Annotated in this window: 18 protein-coding genes, 1 rRNA gene and 1 riboswitch; of the genes, 7 read left to right on the top strand and 12 right to left on the bottom strand. The window is 39.0% G+C overall.

Features of this window, described 5'->3' with window-relative positions; all coding sequences use genetic code 11:
• From B1B04_RS18145 to hutH, 10 genes are all read right to left on the bottom strand, one after another.
• Positions 1 to 187: ribosomal RNA gene (locus B1B04_RS18145) — 16S ribosomal RNA — on the bottom strand; the annotation flags it as partial.
• Between the two features lie 488 nt (positions 188 to 675).
• Entirely contained in the window at positions 676 to 2,523 is a 1,848-nt protein-coding gene (locus tag B1B04_RS18140; protein ID WP_079562807.1) for an SLC13 family permease, read from the bottom strand.
• A 747-nt stretch (positions 2,524 to 3,270) separates the two neighbouring features.
• The gene (gene nadD, locus B1B04_RS18130) at positions 3,271 to 3,885 is read right to left on the bottom strand and encodes a nicotinate-nucleotide adenylyltransferase (RefSeq protein ID WP_079562805.1); all 615 of its coding nucleotides are present in this window, start codon (positions 3,883 to 3,885) and stop codon (positions 3,271 to 3,273) included.
• A 23-nt stretch (positions 3,886 to 3,908) separates the two neighbouring features.
• Positions 3,909 to 5,381, bottom strand: coding sequence for a nicotinate phosphoribosyltransferase (locus tag B1B04_RS18125; protein WP_079562804.1), 1,473 nt, complete (start codon positions 5,379 to 5,381; stop codon positions 3,909 to 3,911).
• Positions 5,382 to 5,396: 15 nt separating this feature from the next.
• Complete coding sequence (locus B1B04_RS18120; RefSeq protein ID WP_079562803.1) at positions 5,397 to 5,948, bottom strand: cysteine hydrolase family protein; 552 nt, start codon at positions 5,946 to 5,948, stop codon at positions 5,397 to 5,399.
• A 90-nt stretch (positions 5,949 to 6,038) separates the two neighbouring features.
• Complete coding sequence (locus B1B04_RS18115) at positions 6,039 to 6,839, bottom strand: NUDIX domain-containing protein (protein WP_079562802.1); 801 nt, start codon at positions 6,837 to 6,839, stop codon at positions 6,039 to 6,041.
• Between the two features lie 192 nt (positions 6,840 to 7,031).
• Positions 7,032 to 8,318: an imidazolonepropionase gene (hutI, locus tag B1B04_RS18110; protein WP_079562801.1), complete on the bottom strand. Its 1,287-nt coding sequence runs from the start codon at positions 8,316 to 8,318 to the stop codon at positions 7,032 to 7,034.
• Positions 8,315 to 9,985, bottom strand: a complete 1,671-nt coding sequence (gene hutU, locus B1B04_RS18105) for a urocanate hydratase (RefSeq protein ID WP_079562800.1) — start codon at positions 9,983 to 9,985, stop codon at positions 8,315 to 8,317. The genes hutI and hutU overlap by 4 nt, the downstream gene beginning before the upstream one ends.
• Before the next feature lie 15 nt (positions 9,986 to 10,000).
• Positions 10,001 to 11,329 carry a YjiH family protein gene (locus B1B04_RS18100; protein ID WP_079562799.1) on the bottom strand — a complete coding sequence of 443 codons (1,329 nt, stop codon included), beginning with the start codon at positions 11,327 to 11,329 and terminating at the stop codon, positions 10,001 to 10,003.
• A 105-nt stretch (positions 11,330 to 11,434) separates the two neighbouring features.
• Entirely contained in the window at positions 11,435 to 12,949 is a 1,515-nt protein-coding gene (hutH, locus tag B1B04_RS18095) for a histidine ammonia-lyase (RefSeq protein WP_079562798.1), read from the bottom strand.
• Between the two features lie 231 nt (positions 12,950 to 13,180).
• Between hutH and B1B04_RS18090 the strand changes: the two genes are divergently transcribed.
• Entirely contained in the window at positions 13,181 to 14,626 is a 1,446-nt protein-coding gene (locus B1B04_RS18090) for a helix-turn-helix domain-containing protein (RefSeq protein WP_079562797.1), read from the top strand.
• A 501-nt stretch (positions 14,627 to 15,127) separates the two neighbouring features.
• Entirely contained in the window at positions 15,128 to 16,633 is a 1,506-nt protein-coding gene (locus tag B1B04_RS18085) for a catalase (RefSeq protein ID WP_079562796.1), read from the top strand.
• A 202-nt stretch (positions 16,634 to 16,835) separates the two neighbouring features.
• Here B1B04_RS18085 and thiC read toward each other — a convergent pair whose 3' ends face one another.
• Complete coding sequence (thiC, locus tag B1B04_RS18080) at positions 16,836 to 18,614, bottom strand: phosphomethylpyrimidine synthase ThiC (protein ID WP_079562795.1); 1,779 nt, start codon at positions 18,612 to 18,614, stop codon at positions 16,836 to 16,838.
• 133 nt (positions 18,615 to 18,747) lie between these two features.
• A riboswitch (TPP riboswitch) is annotated at positions 18,748 to 18,862 on the bottom strand.
• Positions 18,863 to 19,178: 316 nt separating this feature from the next.
• The gene (locus B1B04_RS18075) at positions 19,179 to 20,099 is read right to left on the bottom strand and encodes an AEC family transporter (RefSeq protein WP_079562794.1); all 921 of its coding nucleotides are present in this window, start codon (positions 20,097 to 20,099) and stop codon (positions 19,179 to 19,181) included.
• A gap of 278 nt (positions 20,100 to 20,377) precedes the next feature.
• Here B1B04_RS18075 and B1B04_RS18070 point away from each other — a divergent pair, with 278 nt between their 5' ends.
• From B1B04_RS18070 to B1B04_RS18050, 5 genes are all read left to right on the top strand, one after another.
• Positions 20,378 to 22,288 carry an FIVAR domain-containing protein gene (locus tag B1B04_RS18070; protein ID WP_170939014.1) on the top strand — a complete coding sequence of 637 codons (1,911 nt, stop codon included), beginning with the start codon at positions 20,378 to 20,380 and terminating at the stop codon, positions 22,286 to 22,288.
• Positions 22,289 to 22,829: 541 nt separating this feature from the next.
• Complete coding sequence (locus B1B04_RS18065) at positions 22,830 to 24,128, top strand: hypothetical protein (protein ID WP_079562793.1); 1,299 nt, start codon at positions 22,830 to 22,832, stop codon at positions 24,126 to 24,128.
• Positions 24,129 to 24,508: 380 nt separating this feature from the next.
• Positions 24,509 to 24,766, top strand: a complete 258-nt coding sequence (locus B1B04_RS18060; protein ID WP_079562812.1) for a FeoA family protein — start codon at positions 24,509 to 24,511, stop codon at positions 24,764 to 24,766.
• Positions 24,763 to 25,488: a FeoB small GTPase domain-containing protein gene (locus B1B04_RS18055; protein WP_079562792.1), complete on the top strand. Its 726-nt coding sequence runs from the start codon at positions 24,763 to 24,765 to the stop codon at positions 25,486 to 25,488. The genes B1B04_RS18060 and B1B04_RS18055 overlap by 4 nt, the downstream gene beginning before the upstream one ends.
• Positions 25,460 to 26,854, top strand: a complete 1,395-nt coding sequence (locus B1B04_RS18050) for a nucleoside recognition domain-containing protein (RefSeq protein ID WP_079562791.1) — start codon at positions 25,460 to 25,462, stop codon at positions 26,852 to 26,854. Before B1B04_RS18055 ends, B1B04_RS18050 begins: the two co-directional genes overlap by 29 nt.
• Positions 26,855 to 26,987 lie beyond the last annotated feature (133 nt).

Raw genomic sequence — 26,987 nt, 5'->3', positions numbered from 1 at the left:
AATAGATTATTCGGTATTAGCCCCGGTTTCCCGGAGTTATCCCAAACTATAAGGTAGGTTGCCCACGTGTTACTCACCCGTCCGCCGCTAACGTCAAAGGAGCAAGCTCCTTCTCTGTTCGCTCGACTTGCATGTATTAGGCACGCCGCCAGCGTTCGTCCTGAGCCAGGATCAAACTCTCCATAAAAGAAATTTGATTAGCTCAAATTGTTTTGCTGGCATCATGTTTGATGTCCAAATTTTTGTTTCGTTCACCAACTCAAGGTTAGCTACTAAAAACTTTATTGATTACGTTTTGCTTGTTCAGTTTTCAAGGTTCATTTCGTCACTGTTTTTTCAGCAGCAACTCTTATATAATAACACGCTGTAAACTCGCTGTCAACAATTAATTTTGTTTAATTTAATTGTTTTCAGAAGTTATCTTAGCGACTCGTATAATACTACACTCTTGATTCAAAAAGGTCAACACTTTTTCTAATAAAATTTTATACTTTTTCATTTCGTCGAAAAACTTCCTATTTAAATACTTACGAAAAAAATTATCATTAGACTTTACATCTCAAGTTGATTTAGCTTTTTATTAGTATCTAAAATAGAATTTTATCATAACCTTCAATAGAAAATTAATAGATTTCATAAAAAATAAATAAAAAACTCGGTATAGAAACCGAGTTTTTAAAATGGAAAGAAAAATGGAATTGCCAGCATCATAACGATAAACATAATAATCTGTAGTGGTATTCCAATCCTCACAAAGTCCATAAACTTATAACCGCCAGCTGTCATAACGAGCGCATTTGTTGGGGAAGCAATCGGAGTAACAAACGCCATACTTGCTGCTACAGCAACAGCAATCATAAATGTCTTTGGACTTGCTTCCATCGCAATCGCGGCATTCATAGCAATCGGTGCGAATAATACAGCAGTGGCTGTATTACTAATGAACTGACCAAAGACTGCAGTTAAAATGTAAACTCCGATCAGTACTCCGTAAGGTCCATAGTTTCCAAGCGCATTGATAATACCATCAGATAAGATGGCCATACCGCCCGTTTTTTCCAATGCAGTCGCCATCGGAAGCATTGCAGCTACAAGTACAATACTTTCAAAATTCATACTGCTATATGCATCTTCCATATTACGCAAACAACCTGTTAATATCATCAATACGGCGCCAACCATAACGGAAATAACAGCAGGGAAAATTTCAAAAGCCATTAGCACAATCATTAAAAGCATAATGACACCTGCAATACCAGCTTTCCCCGTCGCTGCAGCTACACTAGCATGCTCCTTTGGCTGACCAACAACAACGACATCCTGCGTTTCCCTTGCAAGTAATAAAATTTCATCCCATGCACCTTGTACTAAAATGGCATCTCCAAATTTTAATTTATGAGTCACCATATCTTGCAGCTTATAGCCACCTCTACGATTTATGCCAATTATATTAAGATTATATTTTTCTCGGAAGCCTAGGGTGCTTACGGTCTTATTAATAAAACTAGAATTTGGTGTTAATAATACCTCAGCAATACCAAGATGCTTCGATACTAATTCATCTGCCTCCCCTTCAGCCAGTTCCTGCATCTCCAGACTATAATCAGAAGCAAAACGACGAATATTCTCTTCCTCACCTTGGACATACAATTCATCTTTGGCATGAATCACACTTGTCGGACCTGCCATTTCCTGATATGTCACCGGTAAAAAATTTATACCTTCTTGAGATCGTCGGTGAATTTTCATCATACAAAGCGTATATTTGGCCGGAAGCTTTAATTCCGCTAATGTTGCGTCAATAATCGACGAATCCTCTGGCACAAATACTTTAAACAAACGATTGTTTAAATCATATTGCTTAATAATTTTCTTCGGAGATAGTCTATAATCAGCTTTTGTTGCTGTACGACTTTTTTCATTTGGTAAAAGAATGTTGCGCACAAGTACTAAATAAGTAATACCAACAATCATCCCTACAATACCGATGGGTGTTACTTCGAAAAATCCTAGCTTATTGTAATCACGATCGACCAATAACTGACTAACGATAAGATTTGTCGGTGAAGCAATAAGTGTCATAAGCCCAGAAAGACTTGCAACATAAGAAAGTGGTAGTAAAAATTTTGACGGACTTACTTTCATACTAATCGCAATACTAACAACTATCGGCATCATCAATGCTACAGTACCTGTATTACTCATAAATGCACCGACAGAACCTACAATAATGAGCAATAATACAAATAATTTCAACTCACTATTACCTGACCACTTTAGCAGTAATTGCCCTGCCATTCCTGCAAGTCCTGTTCGTAAAATTCCTGCACCCACGACAAACAGCCCTGCAATCATTAAAACTACAGAGTTTGAAAAACCAGCTAATGCTTCTGCGGGTGTTAAAATATCCGAAATGACAAATGCTAGAAGTGACACAATCGCAACGAGGTCCGCTCGTACTTTATTAGTCACAAATGCAAAAATTGTCGCTCCTAAAATAAGAAATGTTAATGTAAGCTGCACATCTACGAATTCCTTTCTAACATTAAATCATTGTGTTTACAAAAGGTTATAATTTTGTAAAGCACAATGCCTGTTTCTATATCACTTAGATTTATTATATCTTACCCTAGACTGTAAATGAGAAAGTTCACCATCTTTTCGAAATAAAAGTCTCGTCACATAACGAGAGGTTGATTTCCGTTCCGGCTGGGCGCTTTCCTGAGGGCGTCCGATGGGCCGCTTCGCTTCGCTGCAGGGTCTCGGGCCAACACGAAGTTGGTCACGGAGGCGTTATCACAGGATGTGATGCTTTTAGCCTCCGTTCCTCTATTGCTAATCCCCAAGGAGTCGCCCAACCTCCACTACAATCAACAACTTATCAACCAAAATAAACATAAAATAATGCGTATCATTAAACTAATGTTGATTTCCACACCAAGTTGGCGCTTTCAGCGTAAGCTCATCCCACCGGAGTTGCCACTCTCCGCGAAGAATCAACAGCTCCTGATCATTAGAATTTGTAGGAAAGCTGTATCAAAAGAGTATAGCGGTGTAAAACCTCTAAAACCCTACCTTAATTATAATGAAGTATATTTTGATTATTTTTCTTCCAAAGTAAACCTCTCCTTGGAGGAAAACAGGACCGTTCTGATGCTCCTTGCAATATCCTACATGGCGGGGTCTATCGATTAAATTATCCATACAGCTTTTCAGCAAATAGTGAAGCGCGGTATTATCCCACACTCTCATGCATCGGCCCCAGCTTGATTATTTTTGATAAAGATTATGCTCTTTAATATAGTCATAACAAGCGTCAGGGAGAAGGTATCTTGGTTCACCGCCCATTGCAAATTCTTCTCGAATATAGGTAGAGCTAATTTCCATCGCTAACCCTTTATCAATTAAATGGAATCTTCCATCATCATGATTCCTCAAAATAGGAGAACGACTAATTGTTGATAACATATCTATTCCATGCCTTGCCATTACAATAAATTTATTCTCAGCTACTAACGCATCTCCTCTTTTCCACAATCCTGCACCAATATCGACTAATAAATCAGCCCCCATAATAAAATGAATTTCATCATTCGGGTGTTGTTCTCTAAAATATTTCATCGTATCATACGTGTAAATATTCCAGCCCTCTTGCTCCATTTCATATGAATCTGCAATAAAACGCTCATCCTTAGCAATAGCCAACTGCAGCATATTCCAGCGATGCGTATTCTTCGTTTTTATCTCCTTGTCTTTTCGTTTGTTTGAGCAAGGTAAAAAGATCACTTTATCTAATTTGCAACGATGCGCGACTGTGCTGGCTGTCCAAAGGTGAACATTTGTAATTGGATCAAAGGATGATCCGTAAATCCCTATTTTCGCCATTCCCTAACCCCCATTCCTCTTCTCTAGTAGTTTCTCCCATTCATCATTTTCGTGACTTTTTCTTTAATTTCTTTAATTCTTGTCATTTTATTATCCCAGCACGCTTGACTTAAATCGACTGGATACTCTTCTGGATTCATCGTTCGTTTGTACTCACTCCATAGTAGATGTAAATTTTCCTCTACATATACTTGAATTTCTTGAAGTGTTGGTTCTTTGTAAAGAATAGATCCATTTACTACAATGTCTTGATGTAATTCTTTCGCTGTAAAATCCGTCACAAATTTACTGATATAAGTATGAACAGGGTGAAACATTTTCAAGCGTTTTTCCTCTTGCGGGCTTTCGTAGTCCAATGCAATATAATCTCCTTCAGCATGACCATTGGCTGCATTAATAATTCGATAAATACGTTTGCGGCCTGGAGTCGTTACTTTTTCTGGATTTCCAGAAATTTTGATAGTATCGACCATTTTCCCGTTTTCATCTTCAATAGATACTAATTTGTATACGCCCCCAAGAGCTGCTTGATCGTAGGCTGTAATGAGCTTAGTTCCGATTCCCCATGTATCAATTTTAGCCCCTTGAGACTTCAAATTGATAATCGTGTATTCGTCCAGATCATTAGATGCTATAATTTTCGCTTCAGTGAAGCCAGCTTCATCTAGCATTTCCCTTGCTTTTTTTGACAGGTATGCTAAGTCTCCACTGTCCAGCCGGATTCCTACAAAATTGATTTTATCTCCAAACTCCTTTGCGACCCGAATTGCATTAGGGACACCCGAACGTAGCGTATCATACGTATCTACTAAGAAAACGCAATCTCTATGCGTATTTGCATACTTTGTAAATGCAGTGTATTCATCACGATATGCCTGTATCATGGCATGTGCATGAGTACCTGAGACAGGGATGCCGAATAATTTTCCAGCTCTGACATTGCTAGTTGCAGAAAATCCACCAATATAAGCTGCACGAGTTCCCCAAATCGCTGCATCAAATTCATGCGCTCGACGAGTACCAAACTCCATCGCGACATCCTTTCCAATCACTTGTTTAATGCGCGAAGCCTTCGTTGCAATAAGAGTTTGGTAATTAACGATGTTCAATAAAGGTGTCTCCATTAACTGAGCTTCTGCCAACGGGGCTTCAATTCGTAAAATAGGTTCATTTGCAAATACTAATTCCCCTTCCCTCATTGCAGAAATAGTACCTGTAAATTTTAGATTTTGAAGGTATTTAAGAAATTCCTCTGAGTATTTTCCTTCCTCGCGTAAATATTGAATATCACTATTAGAAAAACCAAAGTTTTTGATAAACTCCATTATCCTTTTTAAACCTGCAAATATCGCATAGCCATTCCCGAACGGAAGTTGTCGAAAGTATAGTTCAAAAACCGCTGTTCGATTTTGAGTATCATCATTCCAGTACGTTTCCACCATATTTATTTGGTATAAGTCCGTGTGCAACATGAAGCTATCGTCCGCATATTTCATACCCTGTTCCTCCGTTTACATAATAGTAGCTCCGAGAGAATGCTCGAAATGCCCTAACGCCCACTCATGCCCTGCTTGATTAAAGGATGCTACTGCATCTTTATGAATAACAATGCTAAATCCTTTATTATAGGCATCTACCGCTGTATGAAGAACGCAAATATCCGTACATACACCGATTAAATGCAGTTCAGCAATGCCTCTTTCACGCAATTTAATCTCTAAATCCGTACCTGCAAAAGCAGAATATCTGGTTTTATCCAAATAGTAGACATGATCCAACTCTTTATTTCCTTCATATAATTCTTTTAAAGAGCCATATAGTTCTCTCCCCCTCGTACCTCGAACATTGTGAGGAGGGAAAAGCTTTGTTTCTGGATGATAGCTATCTTCTTTTTCATGAACATCAATAGCGAAAACTACAAAATCACCATTTGACATAAATTCCTTTGTTAATTGTGTATTTACCCCTTCCAATAGTTGCCCCGGTTTTCCGCAAGTTAGGGCTCCATCTTGAGCTACAAATTCCACTGTATAATCAATATTAATCAATGCACGCTTTGACATATTTCCATCACTCCAACCTCTCGTTTAATTAGTAATTACCAAATTACAAATTAGTACAATGAAAATTAATTAGGAAAGACAGATGCTTTCCTAATGATAAATTGACTCTACGATTTCGAAGTCATTAAAAGAATATAATTGCGAAGGTCTAAATGAATTTCTTTTCGTTTTCTTCGGTTTCGCATCTTCATCTAAAACTTTTTCAATAAAAGGCAGCTTAGGCGCTTTTGTAAAGAACACCGAATCGTTTGAAATACGCGGATCATCTCCCACTGTCAATAAAACCCTCTGTAGTTCAGATAACGTAAATTCTCCCGATAAAAAATTTTTAGCAACCGTTGTTTGTATCATATCTTTCTTAATAAATTCTAAAGCGTCCGAAATAATTTTCCGATGATCAAAGGCTAAATCGAGTTTGAACACTTCATTTATATCGAAAAGTTCTACTTCTACCGCATCGTCATTAGCTTGACGTTGGTCAATGTATACTTCCGGAACGATTGCATAAAAGGCATTTGAAATCATCCAACCTCGAGGATCACGATCTCTATCATCGTAGACACCAAAATGCTTAATGTGTAGACTATCTACATTCGTTTCTTCCTTCAATTCTCTTTTAGCAGCCATATAGGCGGTTTCCCTTTTTGTCGCATCTACAAATCCACCTGGAAGCGCCCATTTTCCACCTTCGATATTCGGGTTTCCTTCATGATCTTTGTCGGCCCGTTTAATCAACATGATTTTAAGCGTCATCATCGGAGGTGCTTTTTCCTCTACTTTTTCGGATGTTATTGTAAAAATTGCGATATCTGATGTATATCCATCAGGTGTTATATATTTAGAAGAATCATAATTCGCAAGAACTTCTTCTTGTGAACGATATTTTGTCATTTTAAAATAACTCCTTTGATTCAATGTTTTGCAGGGATAGTAATTTGTAAATCAATAATTACTATTTAATAACATAATAACTTTTCCAGTTAACAATTTCAACTCTTTTTATAAAAAAGAATAAGAAGAACAGCTTTCCATTAAAAAGGCATAAACAAAGCATTTCTGCCTTATTTATGCCTTTTTTATTATTTAATTTACTAGTTGATTTTTCAAAATAATTCCATTCCGTACGACAACTCGCCCATTTTTAATGACAGTATTCGTATGATTCATGCCATAGAAATATTGCAATTGCTTGTAATTAGCAACATCCAATATAATGACGTCAGCTTGTTTGCCCGCTTCAAGGGAGCCGATTTGATGTCCACGATTAATTGCGTATGCTGCATTAACGGTAGTCGCCGTTAACACTTCCTCCAGTGTCATCCCCATATGCATACAAGCTAAATTCATAATAAATGGCAGACTCAACGTTGGAGATGAGCCAGGGTTAAAGTCAGTTGAAATAGCTACAGGTACCCCTTCATCAATCATCAGGCGTCCTCTCGCGAATGGTGCACGTAAGAAGAATGCTGTTCCAGGTAGCAACACAGCAATCGTGCCAGCTTCAGCCATTTTTTGTATCCCTTCATCAGAAGCAACTAATAAGTGCTCCGCAGAAATAGCTCCTACTTCTGCAGCAAGCTCCGCTCCCTCATAAGGCTCAATTTCATCTGCATGAATTTTCGGTGTTAACCCCAACGCTTTCCCAGCCTCTAAAATGCGTCGTGATTGCTCTGGCGTAAATACACCTTTTTCACAAAATACATCATTGAATTCCGCAAGGTTTAGTTCAGCTACTTTCGGTAACATATCATGAATGACTAGATCCACAAATTCATCCTCACGTCCTTTATAGTCACGCGGTACCGCGTGCGCCCCCATAAAGGTACTAACGACATCAATGTCATGTGTAGCTTGCAATTCCTTTGTTACTTCTAGCTGTTTCTTTTCAGTTTCCCAATCCAAGCCATAGCCTGATTTCGCCTCAACCGTTGTGACACCATGCTTTAAAAACACATCTAAATGATTCATCGTTTTTTCATATAAATCACCAAAGCTAGTTTCTCGTGTCCGGTTTGTTGTAGCATGAATCCCGCCACCTGCATTCATAATTTCCATGTATGTTGCACCATTGAGTCGCAAATTAAATTCCTGCTCACGTGTACCTCCGTGAACTAAATGTGTATGACAATCGACAAGACCCGGCATAACAATCTTACCTGAGGCGTCAATTACTTCAGCAACCTTTACAAGATCAGGGAAATCCGCTTCCAGCTGAGCAATTGGTCCAACTGCAATAATGCTATTTCCCTCCATTAACACACTACCATTTTCCACTACTGCAATGTCACGCATTTGTTCCTTTGTACGCGGACCTTGTAAGGCACTTTTTAACGTGATCACTTCGTTGGCATTCTTGATTAAAATAGTCACTCAGCATCATCCTTTAACATTGGTATATGCACACCTTTGTTTTTCGCTGTATTAATAGCAATTTCATAGCCAGCATCTGCGTGACGCACAACACCCATTCCTGGATCCGAAATTAACACTCGTGCAATCTTCTCAGCAGCTAGCTCAGAACCATCCGCTACTAACACTTGACCAGCATGTTGCGAATAACCCATTCCTACACCACCACCGTGATGTACACTTACCCAACTTGCACCACTTGCTGTATTAACAAGTGCATTTAAAATCGGCCAATCTGATACTGCATCAGTACCATCGAGCATGCCCTCTGTTTCACGATTTGGTGATGCAACAGAGCCAGAATCTAGATGATCTCGACCAAAGACAATCGGTGCTGACAGCTCACCATTAGCCACCATTTCATTAACCTTCAATGCAAAACGGTGACGATCACCATAGCCTAACCAGCATATACGCGCCGGTAACCCTTGCCATTTCACCATCTTTTGCGCCATATCAATCCAATTCACAAGCCCTTCATCTTCAGCAAACATTTCTTTTGCTAGTGCATCTGTTTTATAGATGTCCTCTGGATTACCTGAAAGTGCGGCCCAACGGAATGGCCCTTTCCCCTCACAGAATAAAGGACGAATATACGCTGGAACAAAACCAGGGAAATCAAAGGCATTTGTTACACCCATTTCTTTGGCATACGCACGAATATTATTACCGTAATCAAATACTTCTGCACCTGCTTGTTGGAATTCAAGCATTGTACGAACATGCTCAGCCATCGTCTCTTTAGCTCTTTGTTCATATGTTTTCACATCACTTTTACGTAGTTCAAGTGCTTCCTCAAGCGTCATGCCATTTGGAACATAACCATTGATCGGGTCATGGGCAGATGTTTGGTCTGTTACAAAATCAGGAATAATTCCTCGGTTCAATAGCTCACGATTAACATCTGCACAGTTGCCAACAAGACCAATAGACGCTGGTTCTTTTTTATCTCGTAGTTTATTGACTAATTCAATCGCTTCATCTACCGTCTCCACGAGATAATCACAGTAGCCCTCTTTAATTTTACGTTCAATTCGAGCACGATCTACTTCGACTACTAAAATGACAGCGCCAGCCATTTTTCCAGCTAAAGGCTGTGCACCACTCATGCCACCCATACCACCCGTAAGGATGAATTTGCCGCGTAAATCCGCTGTGCCAAATACTTTTTTACCTGCCTCTACAAATGATAAATATGTTCCTTGTAAAATGCCTTGTGCGCCAATATAAATCCAGCTACCAGCCGTCATTTGACCGTACATCATTAAATCACGGTCCTCTAACTCATAGAAATGCTCCCAATTTGCCCACGACGGTACTAAATTAGAATTTGCAATTAATACACGTGGCGCATGTTCATGTGTACGGAATACAGCTACCGGCTTTCCTGATTGAATAAGAAGTGTTTCATCATTCTCTAATTCTTTTAATGACGCGATAATTTGCTCATAACTCTCCCAATTACGCGCCGCTTTACCGATTCCACCATAGACGATAAGCTCATCTGGATTTTCTGCTACTTCAGGATCTAGATTATTCATTAACATACGCATTGCAGCTTCTTGTGTCCAACCTTTACAAGATAATTCATTCCCACGTGGTGCACGAATATTTGTTTTGACTACCATAAAAAACACGCTCCTTTAAAATAGTAAAAATGCTATTGGTGTTACGATGATTAAAGTTAATACGACACGCACAAACCAAATGGTTACAATTTGGCGCAACGTCACCGGAATTTCAGTTGATAAAATAAGTGGTATGACAGCTGAAAAGAACAAAATTGCTGAAATTGATACAACTGCCACAATAAATTTCGTCACAAGTGCTGCCTGCGTCACAACAAGTGCCGGTAAAAATACCTCTGCTAACGATAATGACAGCGCTTTTGCCGTTAAAAATGGTTCTGGAATTTGTAGTACATATGTGAATGGTACAAAAATATACGAAAGCCAATCAAAAATAGGTGTATATGTTGCAAGCACAAGCCCTAAAAGACCAACCGATAAAATCGATGGCATAACCCCCATCGTCATGATGAAGCCATCCTTTAAATTCGCCCATAAAATTTTAGACATAGGCGGATTTTGATCAACAGCCTCCATCGCTTGACGCCACGCTTCTTTAAAACGCCCCTTTTTAACAATCTTTTCTGGCATCGGCGTCGCACCCTCGTAATATTCGTCCTTCATGGAACGAATTGGATAAATGCGGACCGTTAACGCAGTGACCAAGAATGTTACAACGAGTGACACCCAGAAAAACGCATTCCAATGCTGCATCATATCCAACGTACTCGCAATGACAACCATAAACGTGACAGATACAGTCGAGAAGCCTGTTCCAATAATCACGGCCTCCTTCGCTGTGTAGCGACCTTCCATATAAAGACGGTTTGTTAACAGTAATCCAACCGAATAACTGCCGACAAATGAGGCTACTGCATCCACCGCTGAACGTCCTGATGTTTTAAAAATAGGTTTCATAAACGGCTGTGCTAAAACACCGATGTATTCAAGCAATCCGTAGCTAACTAGAAGTGCCAAAAACAAAGACCCAATCGGAATTAGTATGCCTACCGGCTTAACAAGCTTCTCCAGTAAATACGGGCCAATACTTTCATCCGCTAACCACGCTGGCGCTATATTGAAAATTAACAAAATCCCTGCAATCAAACCGCCCACTTTAAGGATTGACATCACAATATTGACAGTCGACTTATTCCATTTCTTTGTTAGGAATGGATGAATCGCTCCACCTACAAGCATTATGAGCACATATGCAGTTACAAGTAGTGGCGCTTCGGTGCGAATAAAACTTACGATGTGATCAATTAAAATGGAATCCTTACCTCGCCATTCAAACGATACGAAAAAACTAAATATTCCGACTATACTGCAGATAAACATCTTAATAGCGGAGGAGATTCGAAATTGCGAATCTCGCTCCAGCTCTTGTTGATGAAATTCCATACTACTCCCTCCGATGTAAGTGCTTTTTCTGAAAGTAATCTCTAAGTCGTCAAAACTAGTTAAAGGATTTTTTGGATTTTCTCTAGGAAGTTATTACTTTAAAACTTACTTGTACTCATTTAATAGATCATCACTCGTTAACAAATACTGCGAGAGCGCTTCAATTTCATCACCGATAGGTTGATCCGCTAATAGCGGAGGGCAAAACTCACGCACTTTTTCTAAAAACTTTCGTGTTGTTGGAGATAACTGCTCTTCTGCTTTATCTAAATGGATCGCCTGCGATGCACAAATCATTTCTATTGCAATGACACGAGCGGCATTGTGTACGATTTGACGCACTTGGCGGGCTGAAGTTGTACCCATGCTCACATGATCCTCTTGGTTACCTGACGTCGGTATAGAATCCACGCTTGAAGGATGTGCCAATACTTTGTTTTCAGATACGATAGAGGCCGCTGTATATTGAGCAATCATTAGTCCACATTCAATACCAGGATTCGTCGCTAAAAATGGTGGCAAACCTTCATTAAGATGCGGATTAACCATTCGTTCTGTACGTCTCTCCGAAATATTCGCCCACTCACTTACACCGATTTTTAAAAAGTCCATCGCCAATGCTATTGGTTGACCGTGGAAATGTCCCCCAGACAATACTTCTCCATTTTCCAAAACAATCGGATTATCTGTCGTTGCATTCATTTCAATTTGCACACGGTCCTCCGCATAGAAAAATGACTGCCATGAAGCACCATGTACTTGAGGAATACAACGTAATGAATAGGCATCCTGCATGCGGATTTCACCTTGCTTTGTCACACGTTTACTTCCTTCAAGCCATTTGCGGATTCGTCCACCAACAAGCTCTAATTCCGGGTGTGGTCTTACCGCCAAAAGCGCTGGGTCAAACGCTGAAGTAATCCCCTTCAGTGCCTCAAGTGTTAAACTCGCTGCCATATCTGCCGCTAGCCCCATACGCTCTGCCTCGTTCACAGTTAACACGCCGATTCCTGTCATTGCTTGTGTACCATTTACAAGCGCTAATCCTTCCTTAGCTTGTAGTCGCACCGGTGTTAGCCCAGCTTGCTCTAACGCCTCACTCCCACTCATAACCTCGCCATTAAACTCCGCCTTGCCTTCACCTACTAGCACTAAAGCCAAATGTGATAACGGCGCTAAATCTCCACTTGCTCCAACTGAACCTTGAGACGGTACAATCGGATGGACTCCCTTATTTATAAGATCTAATAGCAGCTGCACTGTTTCTAGACGAATTCCTGAAAAACCACGTGCTAAAGCATTGGCACGTAAAACCATCATGGCGCGTACAACATCTGTTGGGAACGGTACACCAACACCTGTCGCATCCGAGCGTAATAAATTCAACTGTAAAAGCTCGATATCTTCCTCTTCAATCTTTATATTACTTAGCTTCCCAAAGCCTGTATTCACACCATAAATGGTTTGCCCCTCAGCTAAACGTTTTTCAATGCGCTCCCTACTTAAACGAACGCGCTCCACACTGTCTGTAGATAGCGCAACCGTAGCAAGACCGTTAACGATTCCCCCTATTTGCTGTCTTGTTAACGTCTTGCCATCAAGCTCGATAATAGATTTCATAATGCCATCCCCCTGTTCCCTTTATAACTATGTAAAAATGCTCGTAATCAATTTAGTTATCGCTACAAAAGATAAATAACAATTACTCTATCTACATTGTACTAACTACTTTTTTCAGAAAATAGGGAATTTTAAAAGAGAATACATGAATTATTTCAGATTTTTTGATATTTTAATAATATAATCGTATTTTTTTACGAAACTAGATATTTTTAAGGTGGGTTCGTATGTATGAAATTGTTATTAATTGATAGAGACTCCGCTGACCTTTCAGGTATTCGTTGGTTTTTACATACATATTTCCCTGGCGATGTAACCATCGAAATAAGTACAACTATTAATGAGGCACTTCAAAGTATCCAGCAATTCGAGCCTGAGGTGATACTACTAAATATTGACCTATTCTCGAATAATCGTTTAACAGCACTTTATCGCGTTTTACAAAAACATTCAGGAACTATTTTAGCGATGACGACAGAGCCATTGTTTAAAAATGCATTAAAAGCAATCGATTTACAGGTCGCACATCTCTTCGTTAAACCAATTGATTTAGAAGTATTAAAGCAAAAGCTCACCGCTATTTCCCTTCGGACACCAAAGGCAGAGGCAGTGTATCAAGAAGCTACAGATGAATCTTTTTACGATCAACTATTTTTAGATAGTAAAACTAGTACGCTAGAGACAAATATACATTTCACCATGATTGAGCCTGAGCATTCCGACATGTTTAACAAACTATACAACTGGCTTCAGCAAACTCCTATTTATTCTAGTATGAGGATTTATCCTTTATCAGAGAGAATCGTTTGCTTATTCCAAACAAATGATATAGAGAAAGATGTTCGTACACTAATCAAGGAATGGCGATTGACAAGTAATAGCTCTTTAAATATCGGTATTTACGATGGGGAACCTACAACAATGAAGAATATGTATACGTTAACGAAGCGTGCACTTCGTCAAAGTTTCTACGAAGGCTATGGGCATATTTTTTATACGAGTAAGCAGTTGAAGACACAGCCCTTCGATCCTTTACTAACACCCGAAGAGCAACAATTATTAATAAGTAGTTTAGAGGACGGGAATATTGAAGCTGTTAAAGCATTTTTATATCGACTATTTAATGAAGGAATTTATTACGAGCAGGATGACTTACGTATTCATCTAACAAGTGTTTTAGCACAAATTCGACGCTTTATGCTGAAGTATAAATTACACGAGAAAGCTGCAATTGAGCAAAATTATCGTCAGCTTTTTCATTTAATTATTGAGCATCCTATATTTTATACCATTCAAAATGGCATCATATCATTTACACAAAAACTGATTGAATTGGCCCGCGAGGCAAGAATGGAGAAACGAGCTGACTATGTAGAACTGGCCATAGAAATTATCGACCAACAGTTTCAGGAAAGCGGGTTATCTTTACCTTACGTTGCTCATAAATTAGGGATTAGTCCCAATTATTTAAGTACGATCTTTTCAAAGAAGCAAGGCTTGCCACTTAAACGCTACTTGCAGCAGGTACGAATTCATAATGCCACAAAAATGTTAGTAGAAACTGATTTTGCTATTAGTGAAATTGCCTATTTAAACGGTTTTGAAGATTCGAATTACTTCATTAAAATTTTTAAACAGCACATCGGCATTACGCCTAATCGTTATCGGAAAACGTGAAAAGGCATACCCGAATTTAATTTCCAACCGTGCACGAGAGGCAAATATGCTTTCAACGCGAAAGTGCAGTGGATGCTGGTCACGAAGGCGCTCTCATAGAAGGTGACGGTTTTTAGCCTTCGTTCCTCTATAGCTAATCTTAGGAAGTCTCCCAGCCTTCACTGTCATCAACTAATACTTACCATAACCCTAAAACACATTTTTTCAATTATCATTTTCCGTTTTCAATAAAAAAGAATTTACTTTAAAGCCTTTTAATTTCGACCTATCCCTTCTTCACAACTCAACTTTAATAATTCTCGAAAATGTTTCAAAAAGCTAGTTTTGTGGAAAAAGCTATTCATAAACGCTTTTAATCTAGCATATATTTATAGTTTGTATTTTAATATAAATATTCTTTAACGATAATAATTATAATTTACTAGCAATTCTAGTTTATATTTGTTATAGTTATTGATGAAGAGTTTGACTCACAATTTTTTCTTCAGGAGGTAAACTAATATGACAAACCAAAATGATCGTAGCCGTCGTTTTACAACAGCAGGTGGCGCTCCAGTAGTAAGCAACCACGATTCAATGTCAGCAGGTCCTCGTGGCCCTCTATTACTTCAGGATGTATGGCTAGTTGAAAAATTAGCAAACTTCAACCGTGAAGTTATTCCTGAACGTCGTATGCACGCTAAAGGTTCAGGTGCATTCGGTACTTTCACTGTAACGCATGATATTACTAAATATACAAAAGCAAAAATCTTCTCAGAAGTTGGGAAGAAAACAGAAATGTTTGCACGCTTCTCAACAGTTGCGGGTGAACGTGGTGCAGCGGATGCTGAGCGCGATATTCGTGGCTTTGCACTTAAGTTCTATACTGAAGAAGGTAACTGGGATTTAGTTGGTAACAACACACCTGTATTCTTCTTCCGTGATCCTTTACACTTTACAGACTTAAACCACGTGGTAAAACGTGATCCACGTACAAATATGAAGAACGCGAATTCAAACTGGGATTTCTGGACTTCATTACCAGAGGCACTTCACCAAGTAACAATCGTTATGTCTGATCGTGGTATTCCGTCAGGTTACCGCAATATGCATGGTTTCGGTTCTCACACTTATAGTTTTATTAATGCAGAAAATGAGCGCGTATGGGTTAAATTCCACTTCAGTACAGAGCAAGGCATTAAAAACTTAACTGGCGCTGAGGCTGCTGAAGTAATTAGTAACGACCGCGAATCTTCACAACGCGACCTATATGGGGCAATTGAAAATGACGATTTCCCTAAATGGAAAATGTCTATTCAAGTAATGACAGAGGAACAAGCTCGCGAATTACCATATAACCCATTTGACTTAACAAAGGTATGGTATAAAAAAGACTTCCCATTAATTCCTGTAGGTGAATTTGAGTTAAACAAAAACTCGGACAACTACTTTGCTGAAGTTGAGCAAGCTGCATTTGCACCATCTAACATTGTCCCTGGTATTAGCTTCTCTCCAGATAAAATGTTACAGGCTCGTATCTTTGCTTATGCAGATGCACAACGCTACCGTTTAGGTGTAAACCATTACATGCTTCCTGTAAACGCACCAAAATGTCCATTCCGTTCATTCCACCGCGATGGTGCTATGCGCTTCGATGGCAACCTTGGTTCAACTTTAGGCTATGAACCAAATAGCTATGGTGAATGGGAACATAATTTAGACTATAAAGAGCCTGAATTACGTATTGACGGTAATGCTGGTATCCATGACTTCCGTGAAGATGATAACAACTACTTTGAGCAGCCAGGTAAATTATTCAACCTAATGACTGCCGAAGAGCAACAACGTCTATTCGAAAATACGGCTAATGATATGGCATCAGTTGAAGAATTCATCAAACGTCGTCATATTCTTCACTGTTATTTAGCTGACCCAGCATATGGTGAAGGTGTAGCAAAAGCTATGGGTCTTTCATTAGAAGGTATGGATCTTTCAAATCCATACGTAAAACAACCAACTAACGTTTAATTCTCCACATATTCCAACTATTATTGATATCCAAATCCAACTTTTTACTCCATGTGAAGGGCAACCTCACATGGAGTTTTTTTATCTTAAATGTGGGATCATCACATAATGAGTGGTTGATGCGTAGGTCATCCATTACTTTTGATGATGAACAAAAATAAGGCTTGTGCCTATATTGATAGACACAAGCCCGCTCTAATAATTATTGATAGATTTGACTGCCTGCCTTTTTAAATTCTTTCGCCTTCTCCTGCATACCTTTATGGATTGCTTCAGTTGTATTTAAGTCTTTTTCTTTTGCATAAGTACGAATATCCTGTGAGATTTTCATACTACAAAACTTAGGTCCACACATTGAACAGAAATGCGCCGTTTTTGCTCCTTCTGCTGGCAATGTTTCATCATGATATTCGACTGCACGCTCTGGATCTAGCGAAAGGTTGAATTGATCGCGCCAGCGGAATTCAAAGCGCGCCTTTGATAGTGCATCATCACGTTGCTGTGCCCCCGGGTGCCCTTTAGCTAAATCAGCCGCATGTGCAGCAATTTTGTACGTAATAACCCCTACACGAACATCATCACGATTTGGTAAGCCAAGATGTTCTTTAGGCGTTACATAACATAGCATTGCCGTACCATACCAACCAATCATCGCGGCTCCAATGGCTGATGTAATATGGTCATAGCCTGGAGCAATATCTGTCGTTAGCGGCCCTAACGTATAGAAAGGAGCTTCCTTACACACCTCTAACTGCTTGTCCATGTTTTCTTTAATAAGATGCATCGGCACATGCCCCGGTCCTTCTACCATCACCTGTACATCATGCTCCCAGGCAATTTGTGTTAATTCCCCTAGCGTTTCCAGCTCCGCAAATTGAGCCTCATCATTTGCATCTGCTATAGAACCAGGACGTAAACCATCACCTAAAGAGAAAGCAACATCATAGGTTTTCATAATTTCACAGATTTCTTCAAAATGAGTATATAAGAAGCTCTCTTGGTGGTGATATAAACACCATTGTGCCATAATCGAGCCTCCTCGAGACACTATGCCAGTTACACGATTAGCCGTTAATGGCACATAGCGTAGCAATACGCCTGCATGAATCGTGAAGTAATCTACACCTTGCTCTGCCTGTTCGATTAACGTATCACGATACACTTCCCACGTTAAATCCTCTGCCACACCATTTACTTTTTCGAGCGCTTGATAAATCGGCACCGTCCCTACTGGCACTGCGGCATTACGGATAATCCATTCACGCGTCGTATGAATATGTTTACCCGTGGATAAATCCATGATGTTATCAGCACCCCAGCGTGTAGCCCACGTCATTTTTTCTACTTCTTCTGCAATAGAGGATGTCACCGCTGAATTTCCAATATTGGCGTTAATTTTCACATGGAAGTTGCGTCCAATAATCATCGGCTCTGCCTCAGGGTGATTAATATTAGATGGCATAATTGCACGCCCCGCCGCGATCTCTGAGCGCACGAACTCAGTATCCATATTTTCGCGAATCGCTACAAATTCCATTTCTGGAGTAATAATTCCCTTTCGTGCATAGTGAAGCTGCGTTACATTTTTACCTTTCTTCGCACGTAAAGGCTTTCTAGATAAATCCGGAAAAACATTTTCATTCATCCGTGGATCATCAGCTTTGCGAAATCCATTATCTTCTGGCTTGATTGTACGACCTTCGTATTCTTCAACGTCACCTCGTTCTTTGATCCATGCACTACGTAAAGCTGGCAATCCTTTCGTAATGTCCACCTTATGTGCAGGATCAGTGTACGGGCCACTCGTATCATAAACACGCACTGGTGCATTTTCTTCCTCACCAAAGCTTCCTGTCGTCGGACTTAAAGCAATCTCACGCATTGGCACTAAAATATCTGGTCGAGAACCTTCTACGTAAACTTTTTTACTTCCTTCAAAATTTGGCATAATCGTAATATTCTTTTCGCTAACTGTTGTCATAAACTACTTCGCTCCCTTTTACATTTATACAAGGACCGAATCTAGCTCACCCCAACAAAACGAAAGCCGAATCCAAAAAATTTTTGGATCCGGCTAAGAATGTAAAGGTATAGTTATTGCAAATAACATAGTGTGCAATAATGGTTAACTTTCCCACGCTGGTATGAGCCAGATCAGGTCCAAAGGGTCAAGAAACCTCTATGCGTTTCCCTCTCAGCCTGACTCATCAGACTCCCCTAGTTAATACTATTAAGTTTGATGCTAGTGTAGCAGATATTGCTAATAGATGGAAGCTTCATTTGATTATTTTTGGATTATCACCATAACGTGCGGTTGATTTTCGTTCCGGCTGGGCGCTTTCCTGGGGGCGTCCGATGAGCCGCTTCGCTTCGCTGCAGGGTCTCATCTGCGACGCTAATCCCCAAGGAGTCGCCCAGCCTCCACTCCAATCAACTTATATCTTGTTTTAACAAATATAAATCACTAGCTTTTAATTCAGAAAAAGAGCCCCTAACTCCTGAAAAGCTTTCCACCTTATCTTTTATACTATATGACACCCAACTGTTAGGTAAACAACAACTCCGCTACATAAATTACAATTGTCACTGTAATACAGCTCACAATCGTTGAAAATAAAACTGTTTGTGCAGCAGTTGCCGATTCTACGTCATATTCTAATGCCAGACTGGAACTATTTCGCGATGTCGGGAACGAACTAGCTATAAAAAGTGATTGTGCCACGACACCGTCAAGACCAAGCGCAAAAATGATAAGCAATGCAACGGCAGGCCCTATGATTAATCGTGTAAAACAACTAATGTATACCATCTTATTAAACATAGATTTTATTTCAAGTTGGGATAGCTGTGCCCCTAAAGTTATTAATGCCACAGCGATAAAGCCATCTGCCACATGGTCTATCGGAATTTTTACGAACTGTGGAATAGGGATATTAAAATAGTTCATAGTAACGCCGATAATAAGTGCATGAATAATAGGCATTTTGAGGAAATCTTTCAAAATTGACATGCCTGATTTTGTTGAAGAAATTAAATTGTACAAGCCGTAAGTATACGTCGTCATATTTTGAAATATAACGAGAATAACTTGAATCGCTACCCCAATCGGCTGAGTCACAAAAATCATTTGGGCAACTGGAATACCATAGTTGCCTGAATTAATGAGGACAACGCTATTTTTAAACACCGCAGCCTCTGTTTTTACTAAACCGAGCCCCTTTGCTAGAAAGTGACTAAGGACCATTTGGCTTCCGATAAAGAGTAGAATAAAAAGCGCAACTTCCCCAAGCACAGACAATTCTATACTCGTTTCATATAAATTCACAAAAACAGCTGCTGGCATAAAGCAATATGTAATAAGTTGAGATAGCGCCTCTCGAAATTTCCTTTGTAAAACTGCGCCAAGTACTAGAAGCACTAAAATCGGAGCGACAATTTGAAAGAAAATCATACCGAGATACACCATAGTGTTGTCCCCCTTTCCTCTCCTATAGTAGTGCTGTTTGTAAACTCGGTCAATGTACTTCAGCGTTCACTCATCCTGTCTTTTTCATCATGTTCAAACAATAGCAAAGAGCTCTTGGAAGGATGATTTACCCTTTCAAACTACGAGTTATTAAAATAATAGAAGAAAAAAGGCCTATTATTTCATTAAATTAATATAGTAAAATAACCCATTCGCGCACTAAACTTAAGAAATGTATGATATATTATCCATTAAATACAATGATTGGAGCGACAAAGATGAAGAATAAAGTATTTTCTACTTTTATGGCTACCGCTATTACAGCAACCTTAATTGTGCCTGTATCAACTGCGAATGCCACTTCTAATGATGTATCTTTAAACCACTCAGTTCAAATCGACGGGCAAGTAGCTGCAGCCAAAACAAAGGGACAAAATGTTACTATTACCAGCATCGCTAATGATAAAGTACGTACATCCAATGGCCAATTTAAAATCAGTAAGTCATTGAAGCCCCTCTTAAACACATCCAATAATGCTGCATTGGCGAATGCTGAAGCAACTATTGTCGTAAAGAACGGTGAAATTACAAGTATTACTTCACTAACACTAACTAAAGGTGGAACAAAAAATAAAGCGTTAGATCTTGATGGCGGCGACGCGCAAATTGCTGGAAGCCTAACTGTAAATGCGGATTATGTAAAAGTTCAAAATGTCACTATTGAAGATGAGCTTATTGTAACTAATCGTGTGAAGAAGGCCATTACAATTGATGACGTTGCTATTGGGGATACAATTATTTTTAGACCTTTATTGACTAAAAATAATAATTGGTTAAATGTTTCTCTAAAAGATATTAAATCTCCAAACATTTACCTAAAACGCACTAAAGTGAGTGTGACTTCTGACAAAACTATTTCGAAAGTCGACATAGTTGGTAAAGTTACTGCATTTGAAGTAACGGCCAATGTTGATAAACTAACTATCGATGTTGAGAAAGATTTCACCCTTTACGGAAAAGGTACAATTGAGCAAGTGGTTGTCAAACAGGGGGCAAAGGTGGCATTAAATTCAGGGCATCTCATTAACAAAGTGCAGGTGGATGATAAAAAAGCCTCTGTGACATTACCTGTTTTAAATAAAACGGAGCTTAGTAATTTAGTAGCTTCACCTCCATACGTTGCAGTATCTGTTTATGGATATGACATTTCAGTAACTGAAAAATGGACAACGCAGGCTGAACGTACAACATTCGAATCAGCCGTGAGCAGCGCAAGAGCAGTAGTTAATAATTCTTACGCTTCACAGGAACAAGTAAACAATGCGATTACACAGTACAAAAATGCATTAAACGTTTATCGAACTGTGCAAAAAAATGGAACAAAATATGTTTATGGTGATAAGTCTTCACTACAATCGATGATCAATTCTGTTCAGTATGTAAAAGTTTCTTCGAACAACGGTAATGATGTAGCTTCTTATGAACCTTGGACGACTCAAAGTGAGAAGGATGCTCTAACCTCTGCCGTTTCATCTGCTCAATATGTTGTAAATAATTACTATGCAACACAATCTGATATTACAAATGCAATTAGCAATTTAAACTACGCTATTACAATGTATAAGAATGCACAAAAATATGGCACTTATCAATATAATGCCGATCGATCTTCCCTTTTTTCACTTATTAACTCTGTTCAGTATGTAACCGTTTCTGTGAATGGATCTGAATTATCCTACAATGTAGTTTGGACGACTCAAAGTGAAAAAGATGCCCTAGTTTCTGCTGTTTCATACGCACAAGGTATTGCAAACAATAGCTCCTCGTCTCAGTCGGATATTTCGTATGCATACAGTTATTTATATAATGCCATTTCAACCTATAGGAGTAATTATAAATCTGGTGTGAATTATAATCATTGGCATTACGTTGATAAATCTTGGTTAACATCACTCATTAATTCTGTTCAGTATGTAAAAGTTTCAGAAAATGGAGATGGCTCTGATATCCCCTACTATGAACTATGGACAACGGAAAGAGAAAAACGTAGTCTAGAAAAAGTAGTTCAACACGCACAATCCGTTGCCAGTAACGCCTATGCTTCTGCGTACGATGTGACAGATGCTATTAACAAATTAGACAAGGCTATCGACATCTATAAAGATGCTCAACGTTCAGGTACACAATAAAAATTGAAAGGACTTGGCACAAAGCCAAGTCCTTTTCAAACTAAAAAAAATCAATTATGCCTCGGGAATCGTGGCGTCGGCTTCGGTAACAATGAGTCTATCCGTCGCTTTGAGAGTTCGTTCCGTCACTTCGGCGGTTCTTTCCGTCGCCTTGATTTCTATCCGCCACTTCGGCGATTCGTTCCGTCGCTTTGAGGGTTCGTTCCGTCACTCCGGCACTTCTTTCCGTCGCTTTGATTTCTATCCCTTCCAAAAAAGCGATCCGCTCCCCGTTCATAGCTTCATAAGTACATAAGACACAAAGTATTTAAAAATTACATAATCAATCTACCTATTCACTTAAAATATACATGAAAAAATCCTGAGATATGATAAAATTGGTTTACCAACATATATTAGGAAATCCCTGTCTAGACGCGACTCTTTTCGACAGGTAAATAATAAACCATTTCACAAGACAATCAAAGATTTTAAATAGGGTAAAAGACCCACATCTTACCCATCACACTTATCCAAAACCAAATAGGAGGTTTCCCATATTATGAAAAACAAAAGAAAATTAGCCTTACTAGCCCTAGTTGCGGTCCCTTCACTAATCTATACTGCACCTACTACGTCAGCATCAGCTGCTAATATTACTGGACATTCAAAAACTGCTTACATATACGATTATACTTATTACTACAACGCTAACGTTTCGAATGTTGTTCGACTTATTTCAAACATTAATGATACAACAGCTTCGTTCCAAACAAATTTGGAAGCAGCCAATAAAGCCTACGATGCGTTAACTGAAACGGAAAAACAATATGTTACGAATTATTCTACGCTGTCAAATCATCGTCAGACAAAAGTTGCGTACCGTAAGCTTGCTGATCAAATTGAAGAGAAATTAGCTTCAGTGGAGTCAACTTCCGTTTATTACTACCAAAATGTTATGGAAACGAAAGATTGGTACAATACGTTAAATGCAGCCCAAAAGTCCTTTGTGAGCCCGGAATCACAAAAAATACTGACATCCTATATCACGCCCAATACATCTATCGATAAAGTGGTCAATAAAATCCAATTATTAAACTCTTCTCGCATTACCTTCCATCAGGATGTAGCTGATGCTAGAGCTGAGCTTAATGCACTTCGAAGATATTCATACGTCTATTTACCTGCTGGTATCGAAAAGATGTTATTAGATGCTGAACAGCTTGTTGCGAAGGATAAGGCGGCAGCTAAGGAAGTAGAAAACGCTATTGCAGCTTTATCGCCTAAAACGTCTACCGCTCAAGATGTACAAGCAGCGAAAACAGCCTTCGAGGCTTTAACACCTGTGCAACAGCAGCTTGTACCAAACGCCTGGACTTTAGTAGACTATGTAAATGGAAAATATGATTTACCTAAAGGGAACGGGTCGAAAAAACCAATTTCATCGGATATAGCAGCCGTACCAGGTAAAACTACTGCTATGACGAAAAACAAAAATACCTATACAGCAAAAATCAACGTTGCAGACACGGAAAATAGTGCAGATCGCTTCGTTTTAACGACAAAATCGAATATGACTGTTATTATTCCACCACTAGGAACCCTTCTTAATGAGGATACTGGTGTTATGGAAATTAGCATTACAAAAAAATCGAATCGTATCACATTCCAGGCAACATTAAATGAAAAACCAGTTGAATTTGAGGCGAACATGGAAATTATTATCAATAATTTATCACCGAATGCCTCCATCGTTCGTACCAATACCTTTGGCAAACCAGTACCAGCTGATTATACAGTAGAAGGAAATCGTCATTTCATTCAAACAACTTCCTCTGCCTCATTCCTAATCCAAGAGTAATTTCCAAATAAAAAAATCATGACCCTCTGCCGATACTTTATTAGTAGCAGAGGGTTTAACATGTTTTTTTGCTCTGCTTTCGCCTCTTATCTATAAGCACTTATAACGAACACATCATAACGAGAATCTTCTCATATCATTACATCAAAACTTTGCCCGCATTGTATGCTAAACAACTCCCCCTTTTTCAACATTTCTTAGTCAAAAAAAATGCGCAGTTATTCCCTTCATTAGGACGCTCTTTTATCACGTTCTTTCAAAAAGATTTCAGAAAACTATTGACAATTGTCATAAAACAGGGATAATCATTAATAAAGTTTCCTTAGAGAAACAATGTGAAGTTCAGGAAATATTATTATGGAAAGGAACAAAAAATGCATATGGAAAAAACATCATTGAAACCACTTTCAGAATGCTCATTTGGAGATTGCTTTTTAATAAAAGAAATAAACATTAAGGGTCCTTTAAGAAGGAGATTATTAGATTTAGGCTTTGTAAAAGGCGCAGAAATCTCTGTTCTTCGTAAAAGCCCTTTAGGAGACCCTGTCGCTTACCGTGTAAGCAATACGACGATTGCTTTACGGAATGATGAAAGCTCAATGATTTTGGGCGAAATTGTTAGGGGGAATACAAAGTGAGAGTAAATAGAATAGCTTTAGCAGGTAACCCAAATACCGGAAAAAGCACATTATTTAATACATTAACGGGATTGAAGCAACATACCGGAAACTGGCCAGGGAAAACGGTTGTTCATGCGGAAGGTTCTTTTGAACACAAAGGAGAGCAATATGTTCTCGTGGATTTACCCGGGACCTATTCTTTATTTTCTAATTCAGCAGATGAGGAAGTCGCAAGAGACCATATCGTTTTTGACCAACCGGATGCAACAATTGTTGTGCTCGATGCAACATCATTAGAAAGAAACTTAAATCTTGCACTCCAAGTTTTAGAAATGACGAATAACGTTATCATTTGTATCAATTTAATCGATGAAGCGGAGAAAAAAGGGATCCGAATTGATGAAAGGAGATTAGCTCGTGAACTAGGAGTCCCGGTCGTCAAAATATCGGCAAGAAATAAAAAAGGTATTAATCGATTGTTGGATACATTAAGTCAACTGGTGCATGGGCAAATTGTTACAACGCCGTATCGCATGAAATATTCGAAAGAAATAGAGGAAGCCATTACAAAGATAGAATCGAAATTAGAAGGTTATTTTGATGAAAAATATCCATCGAGATGGATTGCCCTTCGCTTACTTGATGGTGATGAAGAATTGATCTTAAAACTGCAAAATCATAAGAATAATAAACAGCACGAGGTGAGAACGAATGGAGTCCCAGTCAGTGTTAAATCATAATTCACTTAAGGCTATTCTAGCTGAAGTGAACGAGGTTTCGAATGAGGATATTCGAGATGAAATCGTTAGTGATATTTATACTAAAAGCAAATCTTTATGTAAAAAAGTAGTATCGCAGCAACCTGCAATGTACAGATCTGATAAATTAGATGAAATTTTCACATCCCGTATTTGGGGATTCCCTATTATGCTTATCTTGCTAGGGACTGTCTTTTACATTACTATTGCTGGCGCAAACGTACCATCTGACATGTTAGCAAACTTATTCGGCTATTTAGAGGGTAAGCTAACCTTTCTTTTTGAGGCGATGCATGCACCCGAATGGTTACATGGTGTTTTAGTGCTTGGGCTATTTAGAGGTACAGGATGGGTTATTAGTGTTATGCTACCGCCAATGGCTATATTCTTCCCTATGTTCGCTCTATTAGAAAACTACGGTTATTTACCGCGAGTAGCATTTAATATGGACCGTTTATTCAAACGAGCGGGTGGACACGGGAAGCAGTCATTAACAATGGCAATGGGCTTTGGCTGTAATGCCGCTGCTATCATGTCAACGAGAATTATAGAATCTCCTCGTGAGCGAATGTTAGCCATTTTAACGAACAATTTTGTCCCTTGCAACGGGAGATGGCCAACACTTATTTTATTAGCATCATTATTTATGGTAACTGGTTTTTCAGGTGCAGCAGGTACATTTGTAACAGCGGCTATTTTAATAGGATTTGTTATGTTGGGCGTCGTTGTGACATTATCTGTGTCCTGGGTTCTTTCTAAAACCGCTTTAAAGGGTGTACCTACCCATTACACTTTGGAACTTCCACCATTTCGAAGACCAAAGTTCTGGAACACAATTTTAAGAGCAAGTCTTGATAAAGCATGGTATGTATTAAAAAGAGCGGTTGTCGTTGCAGCTCCTGCCTCTATTTTGACTTGGGTACTTGCTAATATTTACGTTGGTGATACGAGTATTCTAATGCATTTCATTAACTTTTTAGATCCATTTGGTCAGGCTCTTGGTATGGATGGCTTTATTATGGCTGCATTTATTCTTGGACTACCAGCGAATGAAATTGTGATCCCTATCTTAATTATGGCGTATTTATCGCAAGGAGCTATGCTAGAAATTGAGGATTTATCGAAGCTAAAACAAGTGTTTATCGACCAAGGCTGGACGTGGCTCACAGCTTTAAACATGATGTTGTTCTCACTGCTACACTTCCCTTGCGGAACAACTTTAGTCAATATTTATAAAGAAACTAAAAGTCCGAAGTGGACATTTATGTCATTTTTAATTCCAACGGTTATTGCTATTGGCGTGACATGGCTAACGGCGACAGTTGCTCGAGCGTTTGGTTGGGTTTAATGATGGGAGGGGTGGTCTTAAAAGGCCCCCCTTTTTAATTTCTATCTAGAGAATGCTATTAATCTTGCAAAAAGGTCTGCCATTTGTTATTCCCATAATAAACACCTTAAATTGATTCACTCGATTTAAGGTG

It is taken from the genome of Lysinibacillus sp. KCTC 33748 (genome assembly GCF_002237755.1).
Lineage (GTDB): Bacteria > Bacillota > Bacilli > Bacillales_A > Planococcaceae > Lysinibacillus.
This window is presented reverse-complemented; position numbering and strand designations above follow the sequence as displayed.

Coding starts and splice junctions, on each gene's coding strand:
- B1B04_RS18050 (WP_079562791.1), top strand. CDS start 25,460: ATGGAGTCCCAGTCAGTGTTAAATCATAATTCACTTAAGGCTATTCTA.
- B1B04_RS18065 (WP_079562793.1), top strand. CDS start 22,830: ATGAAAAACAAAAGAAAATTAGCCTTACTAGCCCTAGTTGCGGTCCCT.
- B1B04_RS18090 (WP_079562797.1), top strand. CDS start 13,181: ATGAAATTGTTATTAATTGATAGAGACTCCGCTGACCTTTCAGGTATT.
- B1B04_RS18070 (WP_170939014.1), top strand. CDS start 20,378: ATGAAGAATAAAGTATTTTCTACTTTTATGGCTACCGCTATTACAGCA.
- nadD (WP_079562805.1), bottom strand. CDS start 3,885: ATGGCGAAAATAGGGATTTACGGATCATCCTTTGATCCAATTACAAAT.
- B1B04_RS18125 (WP_079562804.1), bottom strand. CDS start 5,381: ATGAAATATGCGGACGATAGCTTCATGTTGCACACGGACTTATACCAA.
- B1B04_RS18075 (WP_079562794.1), bottom strand. CDS start 20,099: ATGGTGTATCTCGGTATGATTTTCTTTCAAATTGTCGCTCCGATTTTA.
- thiC (WP_079562795.1), bottom strand. CDS start 18,614: ATGACAACAGTTAGCGAAAAGAATATTACGATTATGCCAAATTTTGAA.
- B1B04_RS18060 (WP_079562812.1), top strand. CDS start 24,509: ATGGAAAAAACATCATTGAAACCACTTTCAGAATGCTCATTTGGAGAT.
- B1B04_RS18100 (WP_079562799.1), bottom strand. CDS start 11,329: ATGGAATTTCATCAACAAGAGCTGGAGCGAGATTCGCAATTTCGAATC.
- B1B04_RS18085 (WP_079562796.1), top strand. CDS start 15,128: ATGACAAACCAAAATGATCGTAGCCGTCGTTTTACAACAGCAGGTGGC.
- B1B04_RS18120 (WP_079562803.1), bottom strand. CDS start 5,948: ATGTCAAAGCGTGCATTGATTAATATTGATTATACAGTGGAATTTGTA.
- hutU (WP_079562800.1), bottom strand. CDS start 9,985: ATGGTAGTCAAAACAAATATTCGTGCACCACGTGGGAATGAATTATCT.
- hutH (WP_079562798.1), bottom strand. CDS start 12,949: ATGAAATCTATTATCGAGCTTGATGGCAAGACGTTAACAAGACAGCAA.
- B1B04_RS18115 (WP_079562802.1), bottom strand. CDS start 6,839: ATGACAAAATATCGTTCACAAGAAGAAGTTCTTGCGAATTATGATTCT.